Annotated in this window: 19 protein-coding genes; 7 read left to right on the top strand and 12 right to left on the bottom strand. The window is 34.2% G+C overall.

Annotated features, from left to right (window positions below):
• Positions 1-254 precede the first annotated feature (254 nt).
• A complete protein-coding gene (locus tag EG358_RS14350; protein ID WP_076559564.1) occupies positions 255-3,257 on the top strand; it encodes a LamG-like jellyroll fold domain-containing protein in 3,003 nt (1,000 codons plus the stop codon).
• 142 nt (positions 3,258-3,399) lie between these two features.
• Here EG358_RS14350 and EG358_RS14345 read toward each other — a convergent pair whose 3' ends face one another.
• The 12 genes from EG358_RS14345 to EG358_RS14290 all read right to left on the bottom strand — a co-directional run bounded on the left by EG358_RS14345 (position 3,400) and on the right by EG358_RS14290 (position 13,596).
• Entirely contained in the window at positions 3,400-4,116 is a 717-nt protein-coding gene (locus EG358_RS14345; RefSeq protein ID WP_076559566.1) for a leucine-rich repeat domain-containing protein, read from the bottom strand.
• Between the two features lie 118 nt (positions 4,117-4,234).
• Positions 4,235-4,942: a DUF2071 domain-containing protein gene (locus EG358_RS14340; RefSeq protein WP_076559568.1), complete on the bottom strand. Its 708-nt coding sequence runs from the start codon at positions 4,940-4,942 to the stop codon at positions 4,235-4,237.
• A 119-nt stretch (positions 4,943-5,061) separates the two neighbouring features.
• A complete protein-coding gene (gene lipB, locus EG358_RS14335; RefSeq protein WP_076559570.1) occupies positions 5,062-5,793 on the bottom strand; it encodes a lipoyl(octanoyl) transferase LipB in 732 nt (243 codons plus the stop codon).
• Positions 5,794-5,825: 32 nt separating this feature from the next.
• Positions 5,826-6,560, bottom strand: a complete 735-nt coding sequence (gene trpA / locus EG358_RS14330; RefSeq protein WP_076559572.1) for a tryptophan synthase subunit alpha — start codon at positions 6,558-6,560, stop codon at positions 5,826-5,828.
• A 76-nt stretch (positions 6,561-6,636) separates the two neighbouring features.
• Positions 6,637-7,824, bottom strand: coding sequence for a tryptophan synthase subunit beta (gene trpB / locus EG358_RS14325; protein WP_076559574.1), 1,188 nt, complete (start codon positions 7,822-7,824; stop codon positions 6,637-6,639).
• Positions 7,817-8,290: an OsmC family protein gene (locus EG358_RS14320; protein ID WP_076559576.1), complete on the bottom strand. Its 474-nt coding sequence runs from the start codon at positions 8,288-8,290 to the stop codon at positions 7,817-7,819. The genes trpB and EG358_RS14320 overlap by 8 nt, the downstream gene beginning before the upstream one ends.
• Positions 8,291-8,343: 53 nt before the next feature.
• Positions 8,344-8,643: a hypothetical protein gene (locus EG358_RS14315; RefSeq protein ID WP_076559578.1), complete on the bottom strand. Its 300-nt coding sequence runs from the start codon at positions 8,641-8,643 to the stop codon at positions 8,344-8,346.
• A gap of 48 nt (positions 8,644-8,691) precedes the next feature.
• On the bottom strand, positions 8,692-9,393 hold the full coding sequence (locus EG358_RS14310; RefSeq protein ID WP_076559580.1) for a phosphoribosylanthranilate isomerase: 702 nt from the start codon (positions 9,391-9,393) through the stop codon (positions 8,692-8,694).
• Between the two features lie 17 nt (positions 9,394-9,410).
• The gene (trpC, locus tag EG358_RS14305; protein WP_076559582.1) at positions 9,411-10,190 is read right to left on the bottom strand and encodes an indole-3-glycerol phosphate synthase TrpC; all 780 of its coding nucleotides are present in this window, start codon (positions 10,188-10,190) and stop codon (positions 9,411-9,413) included.
• Between the two features lie 53 nt (positions 10,191-10,243).
• Positions 10,244-11,233: an anthranilate phosphoribosyltransferase gene (trpD, locus tag EG358_RS14300; protein WP_076559584.1), complete on the bottom strand. Its 990-nt coding sequence runs from the start codon at positions 11,231-11,233 to the stop codon at positions 10,244-10,246.
• Positions 11,234-11,316: 83 nt separating this feature from the next.
• Positions 11,317-11,907, bottom strand: a complete 591-nt coding sequence (locus EG358_RS14295; RefSeq protein WP_076559998.1) for an anthranilate synthase component II — start codon at positions 11,905-11,907, stop codon at positions 11,317-11,319.
• Positions 11,908-12,177: 270 nt separating this feature from the next.
• Complete coding sequence (locus EG358_RS14290; RefSeq protein WP_076559586.1) at positions 12,178-13,596, bottom strand: anthranilate synthase component I family protein; 1,419 nt, start codon at positions 13,594-13,596, stop codon at positions 12,178-12,180.
• Positions 13,597-13,929: 333 nt separating this feature from the next.
• On the opposite strand from EG358_RS14290, the gene EG358_RS14285 reads away from it, so the two are divergent.
• The 6 genes from EG358_RS14285 to EG358_RS14260 all read left to right on the top strand — a co-directional run bounded on the left by EG358_RS14285 (position 13,930) and on the right by EG358_RS14260 (position 19,312).
• The gene (locus EG358_RS14285) at positions 13,930-14,142 is read left to right on the top strand and encodes a hypothetical protein (RefSeq protein WP_076559588.1); all 213 of its coding nucleotides are present in this window, start codon (positions 13,930-13,932) and stop codon (positions 14,140-14,142) included.
• Positions 14,142-14,504 (top strand): c-type cytochrome, encoded by a 363-nt coding sequence (locus tag EG358_RS14280; RefSeq protein ID WP_076559590.1) that lies wholly within the window; start codon positions 14,142-14,144, stop codon positions 14,502-14,504. The genes EG358_RS14285 and EG358_RS14280 overlap by 1 nt, the downstream gene beginning before the upstream one ends.
• Positions 14,505-15,431: a 23S rRNA (adenine(1618)-N(6))-methyltransferase RlmF gene (gene rlmF / locus EG358_RS14275; protein WP_076559592.1), complete on the top strand. Its 927-nt coding sequence runs from the start codon at positions 14,505-14,507 to the stop codon at positions 15,429-15,431. It abuts the gene before it with no gap.
• A 294-nt stretch (positions 15,432-15,725) separates the two neighbouring features.
• A complete protein-coding gene (gene lysS / locus EG358_RS14270; RefSeq protein WP_076559594.1) occupies positions 15,726-17,423 on the top strand; it encodes a lysine--tRNA ligase in 1,698 nt (565 codons plus the stop codon).
• 113 nt (positions 17,424-17,536) lie between these two features.
• Positions 17,537-18,355, top strand: a complete 819-nt coding sequence (locus tag EG358_RS14265) for an OmpA family protein (protein WP_123890119.1) — start codon at positions 17,537-17,539, stop codon at positions 18,353-18,355.
• Positions 18,356-18,451: 96 nt separating this feature from the next.
• Positions 18,452-19,312 (top strand): mechanosensitive ion channel family protein, encoded by an 861-nt coding sequence (locus EG358_RS14260; protein ID WP_076559598.1) that lies wholly within the window; start codon positions 18,452-18,454, stop codon positions 19,310-19,312.
• Positions 19,313-19,339 lie beyond the last annotated feature (27 nt).

Raw genomic sequence — 19,339 nt, 5'->3', positions numbered from 1 at the left:
TATTATTCTTCACATAGTTATTTAAAGTTCATAGTGCTTTTCTTCTCAAAGAGTTATTCCTTTTTCTGAGTCAAATTTTCCGACTGTGTCTTTGTTGTACTAAAAACTGATCACTCTTCAATTTCAATATATATTAATCAAATTATTTTAATGAAATTTTGAGCTACTTTATTGATTTATAGTAACCAGCAGGATTGTGCAGGATGCTCATATTTACGTTTGTGTTTAGCTTGGTTAACACAAAATTAATATTTATGAAAAATAAATCTTTACTGATTAAGCAGGCTTTAAAATCATTGTTGTTATGTGGATTGACCTTATCCGCTGCTGGCTTAGATGCTCAGACATTGGCGTTTCCGGAAGCTACCGGTTTTGGTCGATTTACTACAGGAGCAAGAGGTGCAGCCAATCCTCAAATCTATTTGGTGACTAATTTAAATGACAGCGGTGCCGGTTCTTTTCGTGATGCGGTAAGTCAACCGGGGCGTTTTGTTATTTTTAAAGTAGGAGGTATTGTTAATTTACAATCTGTAGTTGCTGTCGCAGCCAATACTACAATTGCAGGACAGACTGCTCCTGGAGAAGGGATTTTATTTCTCGGTCCGAGAGTTTCATTTACCGGAGCCAACAATACGATTGCGAGATATCTGCGTATCCGTTATGGAGGAACTTCTCAAAATCAGGATGCGTCGGGAATTGCCAACGGAGCGAATATCATTTTAGATCACATGACTTTTACATGGGGTACAGATGAGGTATTTTCTGTCAACTGGGATAATAACGGAACAAGTCCTGATAACATTACGATTCAGAACTCGATTATCGGACAGGGAATGCACCGACACAATCATTCCGCAGGAGGATTAATGCAACCTCCAGCAGGTGGAAAAATCAGTCTGATAGGAAATTTATATATCTGTAATAAAACCCGTAATAATAAAATAAAAGGCATCAACGAGTTTGTAAACAATGTGGTGTACAATTGGGGGAATTATGGAAATACCTATGGCCACACCCAATCTGGGGAAGCGTATATTATGGGCGGAGATTCTGCAGGTGCTTCGTATGCCAATATCATCAACAATTATTTTATCGGAGGTCCCAATACGAGCGGTACGGTTTCTACCCCTTTCAGCGTAGGAAATGCAAACTTTAATTTATATGGTTCCGGAAATTATTTCGACAATAATAAAAACGGAGTTCTGGACGGAACTTTAGTTCCTGAGAATTTAACGGGATACCCTGTCGGAGACATCAATGCGATCCAGACGACTTCATATGATTATCCAATGAAAAATCCGACCTTGACTGCACAAGGAGCTTTTGATAATATTGTTTCAAAAGTAGGCGCTTCCTATCCAAGGCGTGATCAGGTGGATCAGTTGATGATTTCAGATCTGATGTCAAAAGGCACAACTGCAACTTATGTTTATGTACAAAGCGATTTAACAACTCAATTCGGGTTTACCAATGGTGGAGCAGGGCACATTTATGGCGCTCCGGCTCCTTTAGATACCGATAATGACGGAATGCCCGATGCTTGGGAAACTGCAAACGGACTGAATCCAAATGTTTTTGATGCTTTGGCAGTAAGTACAACGCATGCTCCATATCTGAATATTGAGGTATATATTAATGGTCTGCATAATACAGCAGCTCCGGATTTTATTATTCCGCCATCTAATTTAAATTTCACAAATCCAGTGACAGCCGGAACTCCGGCTTCAAGCTCATTAACGGTTAACTGGAATGATAATGCAACCAATGAAACCAATTATGTATTGGAACGTTCTCCCAATGGCACAGCGTTTACAGTCATTGCAACATTGCCGGCTAATACAACGACTTATAATGAAACGGGTTTAACGCCCAACACTCAATATTATTACAGAGTGAAAGCGGTGAATGCCACAGAATCTTCTGTGTATACTTCAAATGCTTCAGTCACTACACCGCCTGTTCCGTCAGCGCCTACAAAAGCAGCTAATCCAAATCCTGCCAATGGATTTAATGACTTACAGCTGACCAATGGAAATTTACTTTTAAAATGGACTGGAAGTTCCAACACTACTACCTACACCGTTTATTTTGGAACCGATCCTCAAAATTTAAGCAATGTGGCTACGGTTCCTTATGCTGCAGCACCATCGTATCAGTTGAGTAATTTAAATACGGCAACTAATTATTACTGGAAAATTGATTCGTCTAATGCTTTAGGTTCTGTAACAGGAGATGTTTGGAGTTTCCGTGCATTGACGCCTAGTCTTGTCGGGAACTGGCCATTCTCAGAAGCTCCCTTATCTGGTGAGCAGATTGCAGATTTAACGTCTTATGCCAATCACGGAACATTAAATGTAGCCTATGATAATGCTAGTGTGAGAGTTACAGGAAAAGAGAATTATGCCCTGGATCTGGCAACTTCACCCAATACTCCGTACATAGCGAGTATTCCGCATCAGGATCAGATTTTATTTAATACTAATTCTTTTACGGTTTCGTACTGGATGAAAGCTCCGACAAGTATGATCCCATCGTCTTCGGCAACCAGTCTGTATGTTCTGTGTAAAGGTTCGTTTACTAAAAATACGGCAACAGGAGCTACAGGAAAGCGTTTTAACGTAGAAATAAAAGGCGGCCAGCTGCGATATGCCATCGATGATGATGTTACGAAAAAGGAAATCACCTCACCAATCGCCAATTATTTTACCAACAACTGGGTACATGTTGTAATTCAGAGGGATATTACAGCGCATAAAATGAGAATTTATACGAATGGTGTTTTAAGTTCTGAAGGAGACGAAACCGCGGTTACAGGAATTGGTGAAGCAAGTGATCTGATCATCGGAAATATTGGTGAACTTGAGTTTTTATCAACGACCAATTCTCCAGCTCCTTACAAAGGTGCTTTTGATGAACTTAAAATGTATAATTATGCATTATCTCCAACGGAAATATCTGCTTTGTACAATCAGGCGGTGTTGAGCAATGCAGAATTCAGTATTAGCAAAAATGTGGGAACGGTTTATCCGAATCCTGTAAAAGATCAGATTTTCATTAAGCTTCCTGAATATAAAAAATCAAGTTTAACTGCCACAATTTTAGATATGACAGGAAAAATAATCTTTAAAGAGAAATTAAATGCTAACGGAAACGGAGTATTTAATTTAAATATTGCCGGTAAAAAAGTTTCAGGAAATTATATATTGAATGTTTCAGGAGATGAATTGAACAGCAATTTTAAAATTATTGTTCAGTAAGAAAATAAGAGCACACTTAGTTTAATTCATATTGTATCAAAAGGAAATCCTTTCAATTTTTTGAAAGGATTTTTTGTTTGTGAATATTTAAATTAAAAAAATGGTTTTTCCTGCTCTCTGATCAATACAATGTTTGCAGTTATTATTTACTTGGAGGTGGAGGTCCAACTTTTGCTGCAGGCTTATATCTAGATAATTGTTCAGGTGTCCCTATAATCTTGACATCATCATCAATGTATAGTATATTCATTTTAAGATTCTGATTTTTTATTATATCAATTGTCTTTATATCATTATTGTCTATAGTAATTTGTATCAAGTCGAGATTATTCGATAAATCAAGACTTTCTAATTTATTATTATCAATAGTCAAATATTTTAATTTTTTAAATTGAATTAAGTCAATCTTTTTTATTTGATTATTCATCATATTTAAAGATACAATATTAGGACAGTTTTTAATTTTGACTGCTGTTAATTGATTTAATCCACAAGCAAATTCATTTAGCAATGGTAGATTAGAAATTTCAAGTTTTTTCAACTTATTTCTTGCGATGTATAATTTCTCTAATTTAAAAAAATCCTTAATTATGAATTCTTCAATATTGTTGATTGTAAGTGATAAATAGGTCAAGTTTTTGAAATACTTTACGTCATTTGCATTTGTTAAGTTTGTTTCCATTAAACTTAGTTTTCCCAAACTTTCAGCTTCATTTTGTTCAATCCGATTGTTTTTGTTTGCATCAATTTCAGGATATTTTGCTAAAACTAATTTTTCAAATTCTGGATTCTCAAATTTTATACTTTGAGCGGAATAAATAGTTGTAACAAGTAAAAAAACAGTTGATATAATTTTCATAAATGTCAATTATGGATAGTATTGCTTAAAATTGCAGGTAACGTTTCTGTTTTTATGTTTTTTTGAGTTGAATATTTTCATCAGTCTACTATTACTAAACTTATGTTATCTGCTGTGGTTATTTGTCCGTTTCGCTTTTCCATTCGTGTTCAATATTGGTCATTAATAAAGCATTGTCAAAAGTTACCGAGCCTTTTGGGAAAAATTCTTCATTTTCAAAAAAAGTTGATTTTACATTTTGAACATCAAGTGGTTGAACTTCCCATTTATAGGCTTTCAATCTAAGTCCGTCAAACTTCCCTTTGTTGGGGGAGTAACCTAAATCTCCGCTTTCAAAAAAATCAGAAGCATTATTTAAGTTTTCAAAAATTGAACTATTGTTAAAGGACTTTGTTTCAATTGCGTCAATCAAAATCTCAGTGTCATCCGAACTTTTAAAATCAATATGATAATTTCCCTTGTCTTCTTGTACGTTAAATTTTGCGTAATAATGTTTACCTGGAAATATTCTTCCGCCTACAAGGGTATTTAGTTTAAGTGAAGTGTCTCTACGAGGAATATAAACTCCCGATTTAGTTTCTCCGTTTTCGTCCCACTCAACTGCAATTCTATGTGCTCCATTTTCTGAATTAACTCCAATAAAATCAGGAAATCCTTTTGGTTTAATATTTTTCAGTCGGATTAAGCAAATTCCCACAATAGCTTTGCCTTTATAAAGTTTTGGTCTAAACGGAAACGGAATAATTTTTTCCACAGCTTTTGGGTCAGCAGTGAAATTGATTAAAATTCGTCTATCAATATATCCGTGTATCGTCGGTATTTTCATTGTTGATATGTTTTTTTTACCATTGCAGGGAATATATTTCCTTAAGCAATGTGCCCATCCAAACTATATTTTGCTAAAATAAACTTTCGATCAGAACAATCTTTAAACATTGCAAAAAATTAAGCTTTCACAACCAACTCTGCCTCAAAAACATCCACAAAATGCTTTCTGATCTTGGCTTTAATATCTTCCATTTCTTCGGGAGTAAGCTCTCTTTCCAATTCTCTTTTCAGAGAAGTTACCTGCTTGTCTTTGATACCACAAGGAATGATGTATTCAAAATAACGCATATCGGTATTGATGTTTAAGGCAAAACCATGAAGAGTAACCCAACGTGAAGCTTTTACCCCCATCGCACAGATTTTTCTGGCGTAAGGTTTTCCGACATCTAGCCAAACTCCGGTTTCTCCGGGAGAACGCTCGCCTTTCAATCCGTATTCGGCAATGGTTCTGATGATGACCTCTTCAAGATTTCTCATGTATTTGTGAATGTCTGTGAAGAAATTTTCAAGATCTAAAACCGGATAACCCACGATTTGTCCGTAACCATGATAGGTAATGTCGCCGCCACGATTAACTTTTACAAAAGTGGCATCGATCTCTTTCAGTTTATCGATCCCGGCAAGCATATTTTCTTCATGACCGCTTTTACCGAGTGTATAAACATGAGGATGCTCTACCAAAAGAAAATGATTGGGCGTGGTAAGATGTTGTTCGGCAGGGAGATCCCTGTTTTTAACTTTAATATCAATAATATCTTTCATCAGTTTTTCCTGATAATCCCAAGAGGGTTGATATTCTTTGATGCCTAAATCTTCAAATTCTACGACTTTATTCTGATGTGTATTCATTCTTTAATTTGATGAAACAAATTTAGTGATTTTTACGCTCTTATGGAATGGATGAAATCTATGGCTTTGGTCTTCCAATCTCTATTTTGCAGAAGGATGTTGACGAAAGCAGTACCAATGATTCCGCCGTCTGCTTTTTGGGTAACGTTTTCAAAATCTTCTTTAGATTTAATTCCAAAACCTATCATTACAGGATTTTTGAGTGGGAGAGAGGCAAGCCTGGAAAAGTATTCTTCGTTTTTTAGAACAGCATTCTCATTTCCTGTTGTGGATGAAGAACTTACCGCATACAAAAACCCTGAACTTAAAGAATCCAAATATAAAATTCTTTCATCTGAAGTTTCGGGAGTTACCAAAAACGTAAAATTTAAATTGTATTTTTCTAAAATTTGCTGATAATTTTTTTCAAATTCAATCGGTGGTAAATCAGGAATAATTAAACCTGAAACTCCACTTTCAGAACATTCTCTGCAAAAATTTTCAAACCCGAAACTTAAAACCGGATTGATGTATCCCATTAATATAATTGGAATTTTAATTTCCTCTTTAATAGATCTCAGTTGAGAAAGTAAAGTTGAAATTGTCATTCCATTATTTAAAGCCAGTTCGTGCGCTTTTTGAATGACAGGACCATCAGCAACAGGGTCAGAATACGGCATCCCAATTTCCATCATATCAGCTCCGGAATCTTGAATAAGTTTTATAATTTCAGCGGTATCTTCCAGTTGTGGAATTCCTGCTGTGAAGTAGATGTTTAGTTTTTTCATAATAGAGTTGTATTAATGTATCATGTAAAATGTATTTATGTACTTAAAATCATTTTACATTAATACTTTTTACATTTTACAAGTTCTTTAAGTAAGTTTCCATATCCTTATCACCACGACCAGAAAGACAAATAACGACAATATCATTTTCGTTAAATTTCTTTTTATCTAAAACGGCTAAAGCATGAGCGCTTTCCAAAGCAGGAATAATTCCTTCTAATTTGGTTAAATCAAAAGCGGATTGCAAAGCTTCATCATCATTAATGCTGAAAAATTCTGCTCGGTTTTCTTTAAATAAATGCGCATGAAAAGGCCCAATTCCGGGGTAATCTAAACCTGCAGAAATAGAATGTGGTTCAATAACTTGCCCGTCTTTGGTTTGCATAACCAGACTTTTACTTCCATGTAAAACGCCTAAAGTTCCCAGAAAAGTTGTCGCAGCAGATTTCCCTGAATCCACTCCAAAACCTCCGGCTTCTGCAGCAATAATTTTTACATTTTCTTCCTCTACAAAATGATAGAAAGTTCCTGCAGCATTACTTCCGCCACCAACACAGGCGATAACATAATCAGGGTTTTCTCTTCCAATGTGTTCAAAAAGTTGTTCTTTAATCTCTTTTGAAATCACAGATTGAAATCTCGCCACCAAATCGGGAAACGGATGCGGACCAACCACACTTCCGATAACGTAATGAGTGGTTGTCGAGTTGTTGATCCAGTCTCTTAACGCTTCATTCACGGCATCTTTCAAGGTTTTTGAACCAGAAGTTGCAGGAACGACGGTTGCTCCAAGCATTTTCATTCTCGCAACATTCGGAGCCTGTCTTGCAATGTCGATCTCGCCCATGTAAACGATACATTCCAAACCAAGAAGTGCACACGCTGTAGCAGTAGCAACTCCGTGTTGTCCGGCTCCTGTTTCGGCAATGATCCTATGCTTTCCCAAACGTTTTGCCAACAAAACCTGTCCCAAAGCATTGTTGATCTTATGTGCTCCGGTATGGTTGAGGTCTTCTCTTTTTAAATAAATCTGAGTTTTATATTTTTCGCTTAAATTTTTCGCCAAATATAATGGAGTAGCACGACCTACATAGTTTTTCAACAAATCCTGATATTCATTTTGAAATTCTTCAGATTCTATGATTTCAAGATAATTTTTTTGCAGTTCTTCTACATTCGGATAAAGCATTTCGGGGATGAAAGCACCGCCGAATTCTCCGTAATAGCCTTGTTCGTCTGGATTTTTATAATTTGTTTTAATCATTTTTGTAATTAATTTCAGGTTGATGTTTTACTTCAAAATTCAATGAATTGGCAATAAAGCAATATTCATTTGCTTTCTGATGAAGTTCGATTGCTTTTTCTATCATTTCTTTTTCGGCAACCAAAATTTTGGGTTTTAGGATAATTTCTGTGAACTTTCCACTGCCGTTTTCGCTTTCTATCATTGTTCCTTCTGCAAAATCTAGATATTCTAAAACAAGAATGTCATTGACCGAACAAAAATGTAAATACCACAAAAGATGACACGAAGAAACGGAAGCCAACAGCAAATCTTCAGGATTATAAAGCTCGGGATTTCCTAAAAATACAGGATCTGAAGAACCTTTTATTTCAGCTTTTCCATCCACCGATATGGTATAACTTCTTTCATACGAACGATAGTTTTTTGTTGATTCACCGGTGTTTCCCGTCCATTTTATTTTTGATTTGTATTGATGGTTTTTCATGTTTTATATTTTTTGTGTCATAAGATTTTATTAAACTACCATTATATACTTTTCTATAATTGATTTTTGATTTCACTAATTATAGTTTCCACGTTTTTATTCTGCCAAATTTCAATCTCTCGAGTTGCTTTTTCTTTATCAAAACTATGCGCTTTGTTTTTCCATTCTAAGTTTTTGATGACATGTAAAATAGCTTTGTTGTATGAAATTATTGCAGTTTTATAAATTTCTGTTTTTTTAGATATAATTTCAATAGTCAAATTACTCAAAATAGCATTTTTTAGAATTTGTTTTTTCAATTCTAATTCTTCTTTTTTCTTTCTGGGTTCATTTCTCGGAGCAAAAGATGGCACTTTTATTTATAATATAAGATTGTTTAAACTGACGAATTAATATGATATTTAATATTTTATTAATGATAAAAATTCTTTTATTTTTTCTAAATCTTTAATTCCAGGCTCTATTTCAAATTTTGAATTGATGTCTAAAGCAAATGGTTGTTGGTTGATGGTTTTTAGTTGATGGAAGTTTTCCCAAGAAATTCCGCCGCTTAAAAAATAGGGAAGTGGAATTTTTATTTCGTTGAGAATATTCCAGTCGAAAGTTTTTCCTGTTCCGCCAAATGCTTTAGAATCGGTATCAAATAAGAGATAGTTGATAGTTGTTGGTTGTTGGTTGTCAGTCTGAGCGGAGTCGAAGATTTTTTGTGTCTGAAATCTGAAATCTGAAATCTGATTTCCAACTCTAATCACTTTTATAATTCCAACTTCAGTATTTAATTTTTTTCTCAATTCCAAAATAAAATCATCACTCTCATCGCCGTGAAGTTGAATAAAATTTAAATCTGCTTTTTCGGCAAACTCTATTATCTTATCTATATTCTCATTGACAAAAACCCCAACTTTTCCTTGATGATTTATTTCTGATATTTCATCTAAATTTAAATGATTCAGAACATATCTCGGTGATTTTTCGTAGAAAATAAAACCGATAAAATCAATTTTTAATGCCACTAATTCACGAATTTGGCTGAGCTGTGTCAAACCGCAAATTTTGAGTTTTGGTTGAGGATTTTCTGTTGATGGTTGTTGGTTCTCAATCATTGCTAAATTGGTAACTGTTATATTTTTACATTAGAAACGAATTCAGAGAATTTGTTTCCGGGATTTTCATTTTTCATAAAATATTCTCCCATCAAAAATCCATTAAACCCTTTTTCTTTTAAATATTTAAAATCATCTTCGTTATAAATTCCACTTTCTGCAACAGATAAAATATTTTCAGGTAGCTGATTTTTTAGATTGACAGAATGTTGTAAATCAACTTTAAAATCTTTTAAATTTCTGTTGTTGATGCCTACAAAATCAATGCTTTTATTGATATGTTGAAGTTCTTCTTCAGTATGAATTTCCAATAAAACTTCTAATCCTAATTTATGAGAAAGTTCTGTAAACTCTAAAACCTGATTGGGTGAAAGACAAGCGGCAATCAACAAAATTACATCTGCACCGATTGATTTTGCTTCATAAAACTGATATTCATCAACCATAAAATCTTTTCGCAGAATCGGAATTTGGATATGATCTCTTACACTCAAAATATCATCAAAACTTCCGCCGAAAAAATCTTTATCAGTAAGGATAGAAATTCCGCTTGCCCCAAATTTTTCATAAGCTGAAGCCACTTCTAAAGGCAAAATTTGATTATTAATAATCCCTTTTGAAGGCGATTGTCTTTTAAATTCTGCAATAATTCCTGATTTTGATTTTAAAGTTTTTTTCAGAGAAAAACTTTTTCTTCCAAAAAAATCTGAATCTTTCAATTGCTGCAAAGAAATTTTAGACTTTGAATCTTTTATTTCCTGTTTTTTTCTTGCTATGATTTTATCTAAAATGTTCATTTTTATAGGGTTGATTGTTTTTGCTTATTCGTTTCTATTAAGATAAAAAACTATCAACCATCAATTAATAACTGTAAGCTATTCAACGCTTTTCCTTCAAACAAACTTTCTTTTGCTAAAGTCAAGCAATCCTCATAAGTTCCAAATTTATTGGTGTGATGTAGGGCAACAGCTGCATTGGCTAAAATCACAGCATTTTGTGATTCGGTACCATTTCCTTCTAATATATTTTTGAAAATTTGTGCAGTTTCTTCAATCGTTTCTCCTGCTTTTATGTTTTCAGAATCAACCGATTTAAAACCTAAATCTTCTGCCGAATAAATATTTTCACCACTTTTGGTGATGATTTTACTGTCTTGAGTAAGGCTGATTTCGTCATATCCATCCATTCCGTGAACTAAAACAAAATCCTGATTTTCTTTTTGAAGCAAATATTGATAGAGTCTTGCAATCTCCAAATTATAAACTCCAATCACAGAAAACTGTGGTTTTGCCGGGTTTACTAACGGACCGAGTAAGTTGAAAAAAGTACGCAACCCTAAAGATTTTCGCAATGCACCTACAGACTGTAATGCCGGATGAAAATAAGGAGCGTGAAGAAAACAGATATTCGCTTTCTCTAAATCCTGATTAAGTTCGTCTGAAGTTTTTTTGAACCGATAACCTAAAGCTTCTAAAACATTGGATGAACCCGTAACAGTTGATGCACCGTAGTTTCCGTGTTTGGTCACTTTTTGTCCGGCTCCTGCAACAACAAAACTTGCCAGAGTAGAAATGTTGATGGTGTTTTTTCCGTCACCACCTGTTCCGACAATGTCAATGCTATCGTTAGTATTCAAATTAACCGGAACCGCCATTTGAAGAAGTGCTTCTCTAAAACCTTTCAATTCTTCCAAGGTAATATTCCGCATCAGAAAAATACTGATAAAAGCTGTAACTTCAGTAGCGTTAAATTTATTTTGAGCAATCTCAATCATAATAGCCTTTGCCTGCGATTTTGACAAAGTATGATGATTGAAAAGATATTCTAATATTTCTTTCATAATGGTAGGTGGTTGCTGGTTGTTAGTGATTGGTTGTTAGTTTTAAAGTATTTTTATAATAATTTTCTAAACTATCAACTAATTTATTCCCCAATTAAAAAATTTCTGATAATGGTTTCTCCATCGGGAGTTAATATACTTTCAGGGTGGTATTGAACGCCGTGAACATCAAATGTTTTATGTTTCAGGCTCATAATCATTCCTTTGCTGTCTGTACTGGTAATTTCCAATTCGTCAGGGAAATTTTCAGGGTTAACAGCCCAGCTGTGATATCGGCCAACTTCTAAAGTTGGAGGTAAATCATTGAAAATTTTATGCTTGCTGATTTGGATTGCTTCCGTTGCAACACCATGATAAATTTCGGTGAGATTGATTAAGCTTCCGCCAAAAGCTTCTGCAATTGCCTGTTGACCAAGACAAACGCCAAGAATACTTTTTGTTGGAGCGTATTTTTTAATTACATCTAATAAAATTCCGGCTTCTTCAGGAATTCCTGGTCCTGGAGAAAGAATGATTTTATCGTATTTCTGAATGTCTTCAAGTGCGATTTGGTCATTTCGAACGACATCTACTTTTTCGCCTGTAATTTGCTCAATCATTTGAACCAAATTGTAGGTGAAGCTGTCGTAATTGTCAAATACGAGGACTTTGGTTGATGGGTTTATATTTGTCATTTTTTCTATATTTTTTAATTGGATTTTATCCAATTCTATGGTAAATCATCCTTTCAGGACTCATTATCATCTGTTTTTTGATTTTTCTGACCTTAATTTTCTAGTTATGACGAAATTGCGACCCGGCTTGAGCGGAAATCCTTTGTTATTGCGATTGCTGAAAAATTCTAAAGATTGTTTCACTTTGTTCGCAATGACAAAAAAATTGACTACGTCGAACCACTTTGTTAGGTTTAGGAGCGGAAGACGGAATTTGTCGCCATAAAAGTTTCAAACCAGTTTCTCTGCTTTCTCAACAGCTTTTTTCAAAGCATTTAGTTTATTATTAACTTCTTCCAATTCATTCTGAGGGATTGATTTTGCAACCAAACCAGCTCCTGCCTGATAAAATAAAGTGTTGTTTTTGCTTAAAAATGTTCGAATCATAATTGCCTGATTACAATCGCCGTTCAAACCAATCATCCCGATGCAACCGCCGTAATAGCCGCGCGAATCTTTCTCGTATTCATTAATAAGCTGTAGCGCTTTGTATTTTGGTGCTCCGCTTAAAGTTCCCTGTGGAAAAGTATCAGAAACAATATCAAAAGGATTGGTGTTTTCCTCCAATTCAGCAGTAACTTCACTTACCATGTGAATAACGTGAGAGAAAAGCTGAATCTCCTTTAATTTGGTTACAGTCACATTTTTTCCTTTTTTTCCTAAATCGTTTCGGGCTAAATCTACTAACATCGTATGTTCAGCATTTTCTTTAGGATCTTTCTTTAAGGCTTCTGCAGATTGTAAATCAGTTTCAAAATCTCCGCTTCTTTTAAAAGTTCCTGCAATAGGGTGGATGATGGCTTTGTTGTTTTTAATAATTAATTGACTTTCAGGGCTTGAACCAAATAATTTGTAATTTCCGTAATCGAAAAAGAATAAATATGGCGATGGATTGATATTTCTCAAAGCACGATATACATTAAACTCGTCTCCTTTAAACTTCTGCTCAAATCTTCTGCTCAAAACCAATTGAAACACATCACCTCTTTTGCAGTGTTTCTGTGCTTTGTCTACGAGCTCCAAATATTCTTCATCAGTAAGATTTGAGGTTTCTGAACCGTCTTTTTCAAATGGATAAACAAGGGTATTTTTATTTTTAATTAAATCCTGTAACAAGAGCATTTCAGATTTTACACCGTCAATTTTATTTTCTATAAGATGCATTTCATCATTAAAATGATTAATCGCAATCACATATTGATATAGCCTGTAACGCAGAATCGGGATTTCAACTTCTTTGCTTTGAGGCTTAAAACTGATATTTTCAAAAAGTGGAACGGCTTCAAAACTTGTGTATCCAAAAAGACTTTGTGCAGTTTCTTCTATGTTGTCGTTTGTTTTTTCACAAACAAAAACTTTAGAAAAATCGTTTAGTAAATCGGTTACTTTAATATTTTCCAGAGATTTTTTCTCCGGATTTTCATTGGGGAATTTCACTTCATATTCATGAAGATTTTTGATTTCAATTCCGGCAATGGCATTTACAGCAATGAAAGAAAAGTTATTGTCGATATTTTTTGAATCTGAACTTTCAAGCAAGATCGTGTCGCGAAATTTATCTCTTATCTGAAGATAAATATTCATCGGAGTTTGAAGATCTCCCAGTGTTTTTTTTGAGGTGGTTTTTATATTAATTGTATTGCTAAACATATTATATTATTTAAGGTAATGAACAAAAAAAAGACTTCAACGCAATCGTCAAAGTCTCTGTATGTTTTTCTATAGAATTCCAGTTGTAATTTTAACAACACGACAATAGCATCAGACCCGACGAAGAGTTTGAGTGCCACCACCAATTTTTGTTGTTAGAAATAATCATGTGACAAATGTAGATAATTTTTTAATATCAAAAACAAAAAATTTAAAAAAGCTGAAATATATTTTTTATTTCTCTGGAATCAGTTTAAATATGATTTAATATAGCCCTAAATCTCACATTTGAAACTTTATTTTTTATATTTTTGTGACCAAATTAGAAAAACAATGAAAAAAGTATTAGCAATCGTATTCTTAGGAAGTTTAGTAGCAGTAAGCTGTTCAAAAAAAGCTGACAAATCTTTACAAGACAGCAATATTATGTTAGAAGAGCCTGCAGCACCTACTGTTGTAGATTCTACAGCTAAGAAAACCGATTCTACACCGGCTCCGGCTGCAACACCTGCACCTGCAACAACAGATTCTACAGCGACAAAATAATGAAACAACTGTTTTTAACAGGGATTGTAAGTCTACTTATAATTTCTTGTTCTAAAAAAGAAAATTCAGAAATACAGCCTTCTTCAGATACTTCTACACCTGTTCCGACCAATGCTTCAGGAAAAGATTTAATAGAAGCTTCTGACTGTATGGCGTGTCATAATGCTGTGGAAAGAACGATAGGCCCGTCTTATAAAGAAATTGCCGAAAAATATTCTGATAAAGATATTGAAATATTGGCATCGAAAATTATAGAGGGCGGAAGTGGAGTTTGGGGAAGCGTTCCGATGCAGCCTCATCCACAAGTTTCAAAAGAAGACGCCAAAAAAATGGTTGAATTTATTTTAAGTCAAAAGAAATAAATGACTGCCGAAAAATCAACTCTGCACCCAAGAAATCTGCACCGAAATTCTTATGATTTTGAACAGCTGATTTCTTGTGTGCCGGAATTGAAACATTATGTTTTCGTTAATTCTTACGGAAATCAAACTATTAATTTCAGTATTCCAAAAGCTGTAAAACTATTGAATAAAGCTTTGTTGCAGCATTTTTATGGAGTTAAAAACTGGGATATTCCTGACGAAAATCTTTGTCCGCCCATTCCGGGAAGAGCAGATTACATTCATTATCTCGCAGATTTATTGACTGAAAATTCTAAAGAAATTCCAAAAGGATTATCCGTAAAAGGTTTGGATATCGGAACAGGCGCCAACTTGGTATATCCTTTAATTGCTAATCAATTTTACGGTTGGGAAATGTTGGGAACCGATATTAACGAAAAATCTTTGGAAAATGCTCAGAAGATTTTAGATAATAATCCTGATTTTTCTGAAAATATTAAGTTGAAATTTCAATCGGATTCAAATTTTATATTTAAAAATATTCTTTCTCCCGAAAATAAATTCACATTCTCCATGTGCAATCCGCCTTTTCATGATTCTGAAGAATCTGCGATGAAAGGAAATATCAGGAAGACAAAAAATCTTAAAAAAACAAAGACTCCAAAAACCAATCTCAATTTCGGAGGACAACAATCTGAGTTGTGGTGTGAAGGTGGCGAATTGGCTTTTATCTCAAAAATGATTGAAGAAAGTGCCTTATTCTCATCCCAAATTCTATGGTTTACGTGTCTGGTTTCTAAGCAAGAAAATTTGTTTAAGCTGACTTTACTTTTAAAAAAAGTAAAAGCTGTTGAAGTGAAAACTATTGATATGTCTCAAGGTAAAAAAATCAGCAGAATTCTAGCTTGGACGTTTGTTCCAAAAGAAAATAGGGGAAATTGGTTTTAAAATTTTAATTATTCGGGCAGCTATTTCCTCCTTCCGCTCCCAATCTTTTATTCGTCGTTCCTCCTCACAAAAGGATTTCCGCTCAAGTCGGGCTGCGATTTCAACATAAAATCATAAATTATCATTTCTATAGAATCTAAGCAACGCTGTAGGAATTCCTACGGAATAACAAATTCACGGTGAATATAAATCTGCAAAATTTCCTTAATCTGCGAGAAAAATTTCTTACCAAAATTTAACTTCCATAAACCTATAAAATTCACTATTTTTGCAATTCGAAAAAATTGAATTACAATGCAATTATCAGAACAGGAAATCATTAGAAGAGAAAAGCTGAATAAGCTTGTTGAAATGGGAATCAACGCATTCCCTGCAGAAGAATACACGGTTACAGATACTACAGAATCTATAAAACAGAATTTTTCTGAAAGTAAACAGGTGAAGATTGCGGGCAGATTGATGTCTCGTAGAATTCAGGGGAAAGCTTCTTTTGCTGAATTGCAAGATTCTACAGGAAAAATTCAGGTATATTTCAACAGAGACGAAATCTGTAAGGGAGAAGATAAAACTTTATATAATGACGTTTACAAACACCTTTTAGATATCGGTGATATCATTGGTATCGAAGGAGAATTGTTCACAACTCAGGTGGGTGAAATGACGGTTTTGGTAAAAAACTTTATACTTTTAACGAAGACTTTAAGACCTCTTCCTCAGGCAAAAACTGACGAGAATGGAGTGGTGCACGATGCTTTCAATGATGCTGAATTGAGATACAGACAGCGTTATGTAGATTTAATTGTGAATCCTCATGTAAAAGAAATTTTCATGAAACGAACAAAATTGTTCACCGCTATGAGAAATTTCTTTAACGACGCTGGATATTTTGAAGTAGAAACACCAGTTTTGCAATCTATTCCTGGTGGAGCTGCTGCAAGACCGTTTATCACGCATCATAATGCTTTAGATATTCCTTTATATTTAAGAATTGCGAACGAATTATATCTTAAAAGATTGATCGTTGGTGGTTTTGACGGAGTTTATGAATTTTCAAAAAACTTCAGAAATGAAGGGATGGACAGAACGCATAACCCGGAATTTACAGCCATGGAAATCTATGTAGCTTACAAAGATTACAACTGGATGATGGATTTTACAGAGAAGTTACTCGAGTTCTGTGCAACTCAAGTGAACGGATCTTCAGAATCTACTTTCGGTGAACATACAATCAACTGGAAAGCACCTTACCCAAGAGTTTCTATGACGGAAGCAATTGTGAAATATACAGGTTTTGATATTACAGGAAAGACTGAGCAGGAGTTGTTTGACTTTGCTAAATCTATCGGAATCGAAGTAAACGAAACAATGGGTAAAGGAAAATTAATCGACGAGATTTTTGGTGAAAAATGTGAAGGAAACTTCATTCAGCCAACTTTTATCACTGATTATCCGGTAGAAATGTCACCTTTAACCAAAAAACACAGAAGTCAGGAAGGTTTGACAGAGCGTTTTGAATTGATGGTTTGCGGTAAAGAAATTGCCAATGCATATTCTGAGCTGAATGACCCAATCGATCAAAGAGCACGTTTCGAAGATCAGCTGAAATTGGCTGAAAAAGGTGATGATGAAGCAACAGGATTTATCGATGAAGATTTCTTGAGAGCTTTAGAATATGGTATGCCTCCAACTTCAGGTTTAGGAATCGGAATGGACAGATTGATTATGTTTTTAACCAACAATCCTTCGATCCAGGAAGTGTTATTCTTCCCACAAATGAGGCCTGAAAAATTGGTTCCTCAAATCGAATTGGGAGAAGATGAAGAGATTATTCTAGAAATTTTAAAGTCTGGTGAGCAAATCGCTTTAGCAACTGTAAAAGAGCAGTCTAAACTTTCAGGTAAAAAATGGGATAAGGCTTCAAAAACTTTAACGAAAGGAAACTTGGTGAAGGTAGAGAAGATTGAAGACGTTGTTTTGATGAAATTGGTTTAAGCTTAATTATCAAACAAAATTATATTTAAATTCCTGAAACTATTTTCAGGAATTTTTTGTTTTCTGAAACAATAATTAAATATTTCTCCGTTCTAAATAAAACTCAAAATCTGATGAAATATTTTGTATTATTTTTTTTGATCTCAATTGGATATAAGGCGCAAATGATGACTTCTGTTTATTTTGCACATAATTCTTACGAGCTAAATCCCGAATCTAAACAAAAACTGGATAGTTTAGCACAATTGAAAACCAGCCTAAAATTCAAAATATTTGGAAACTGTGATTCTTCCGGAACGAATGAATATAATAGTAAACTTTCGGAAAACCGTGCAAATACCGTTCGTAATTATCTTCAGAATAAAGTTTCAGGAAACATTCAATTAATCAATGCTGTTGGTTTAGGAGAAGAAAAACAAATCAATGACAACAGTACCGACGAGTTGCGTGGGAAGAACCGTAGAGTTGATATTTTTATTGAAAAAGCTTTTGTTCAGGGAGAGAAAATTTCAAGAAATGCTTTGCCTAGTTTTTTAAGTACGGAAATTTCTCAGATGAAAGTGAAAGATACTTTTGCGCTTCCGAATGTCAATTTTGTTGGAGGTCGTCATGTTTGGCTTCCGAAAGGACAATCTGAGATTGTAAAACTTTTAAAAAAATTAAAAGAAAATCCTACATTAGAAATCGAATTGCAGGGACATATTTGCTGTGATTATGAAAATTTTGATGGTGAAGATTTAGATTTAAAAACATTCAATCTTTCTTTTACCAGAGCCAATGCAATCAAAGAATTTTTATTGAAAAACGAAATCAATTCCAACAGAATTACTGCAAAAGGACTCGGCCATCTCAATCCTGTTGCATATCCCGAAGAAACAGAATTAGATAAAACTAAAAATCGAAGAGTAGAAGTGGTTTTACTGAAGAAATAAGGCTTTAAAATTTAAGATTGTTAAAAAATATTCAAACTCAAATATTTTTTATACATTTATAATGGCTGAATAGCCAATAAAAACACAATCTTATCTATGTTTGATCTGAACAAAGCTATTGAGCTAATTGATGAAAAACTTGAAATTTGGTTCCGCGAAATTGTAAAAATTTTACCAAATCTGCTTTTGGCAGCACTTATCCTCGTAATTGGATTCTTCATTGCAAAATGGATCCGGAAACTGACGTTAAAAATTTTTAGTAAAATTTCCTCCAACCATACCATAACCAATCTTTTTAGCACTTTTATTTATATCACTGTTCTCGGTATTGTTTTTTTTACAGCACTGAGTATTTTGAAACTTGATAAAGCGGTAACGTCAATTCTTGCGGGAGCCGGAATTTTCGGGCTGGCTTTGGCTTTTGCCTTTCAGGATATCGCATCCAATTTTATTTCCGGTATTTTTATTTCGTTCCGTAAACCTCTGCATATCGGTGATATTGTTTCGGTAAAAAATTATATGGGAAAAGTAATGGAGGTGAATCTTCGTGATACCGTTATTAAAACTTTTCAGGGAAAAATGGTTATTATTCCGAATAAGGAGGTTTTTCAGAATCCGGTGGAGAATTACTCACTTCTTGGTAAACGACGTCTTGATCTGAAAGTGGGTGTTTCTTATGATGCAGACCTTGAAAAAGTGGCTCAGGTGGCTTTAGATGCTTTAAAAAATATTGAAGGTCTTGCTCCTGAAGAAGAAATTACCCTTTTTTATCAGGAGTTTGGCGATAGCTCGATCAACTTTACAGTTCGTTTGTGGTGCAAATCTACAGAGCAGATAGATTATCTTAAAATGGGTCATGATGCTATTATTTCAATTAAAAAAGCTTTTGATCAGCACAAAATAAGCATTCCGTTTCCTGTTCGAACGCTGGATGTCAACTGGCCGGAAAAACTGTAGCGATTTTCCGGAGTTTAAAATGATTAA

Source organism: Chryseobacterium indoltheticum (assembly GCF_003815915.1).
In the GTDB taxonomy this organism is placed as follows: domain Bacteria; phylum Bacteroidota; class Bacteroidia; order Flavobacteriales; family Weeksellaceae; genus Chryseobacterium; species Chryseobacterium indoltheticum.
The sequence above is the reverse complement of the archived record's forward strand: the minus strand, read 5'-3'. Positions and strand labels throughout refer to the sequence as shown.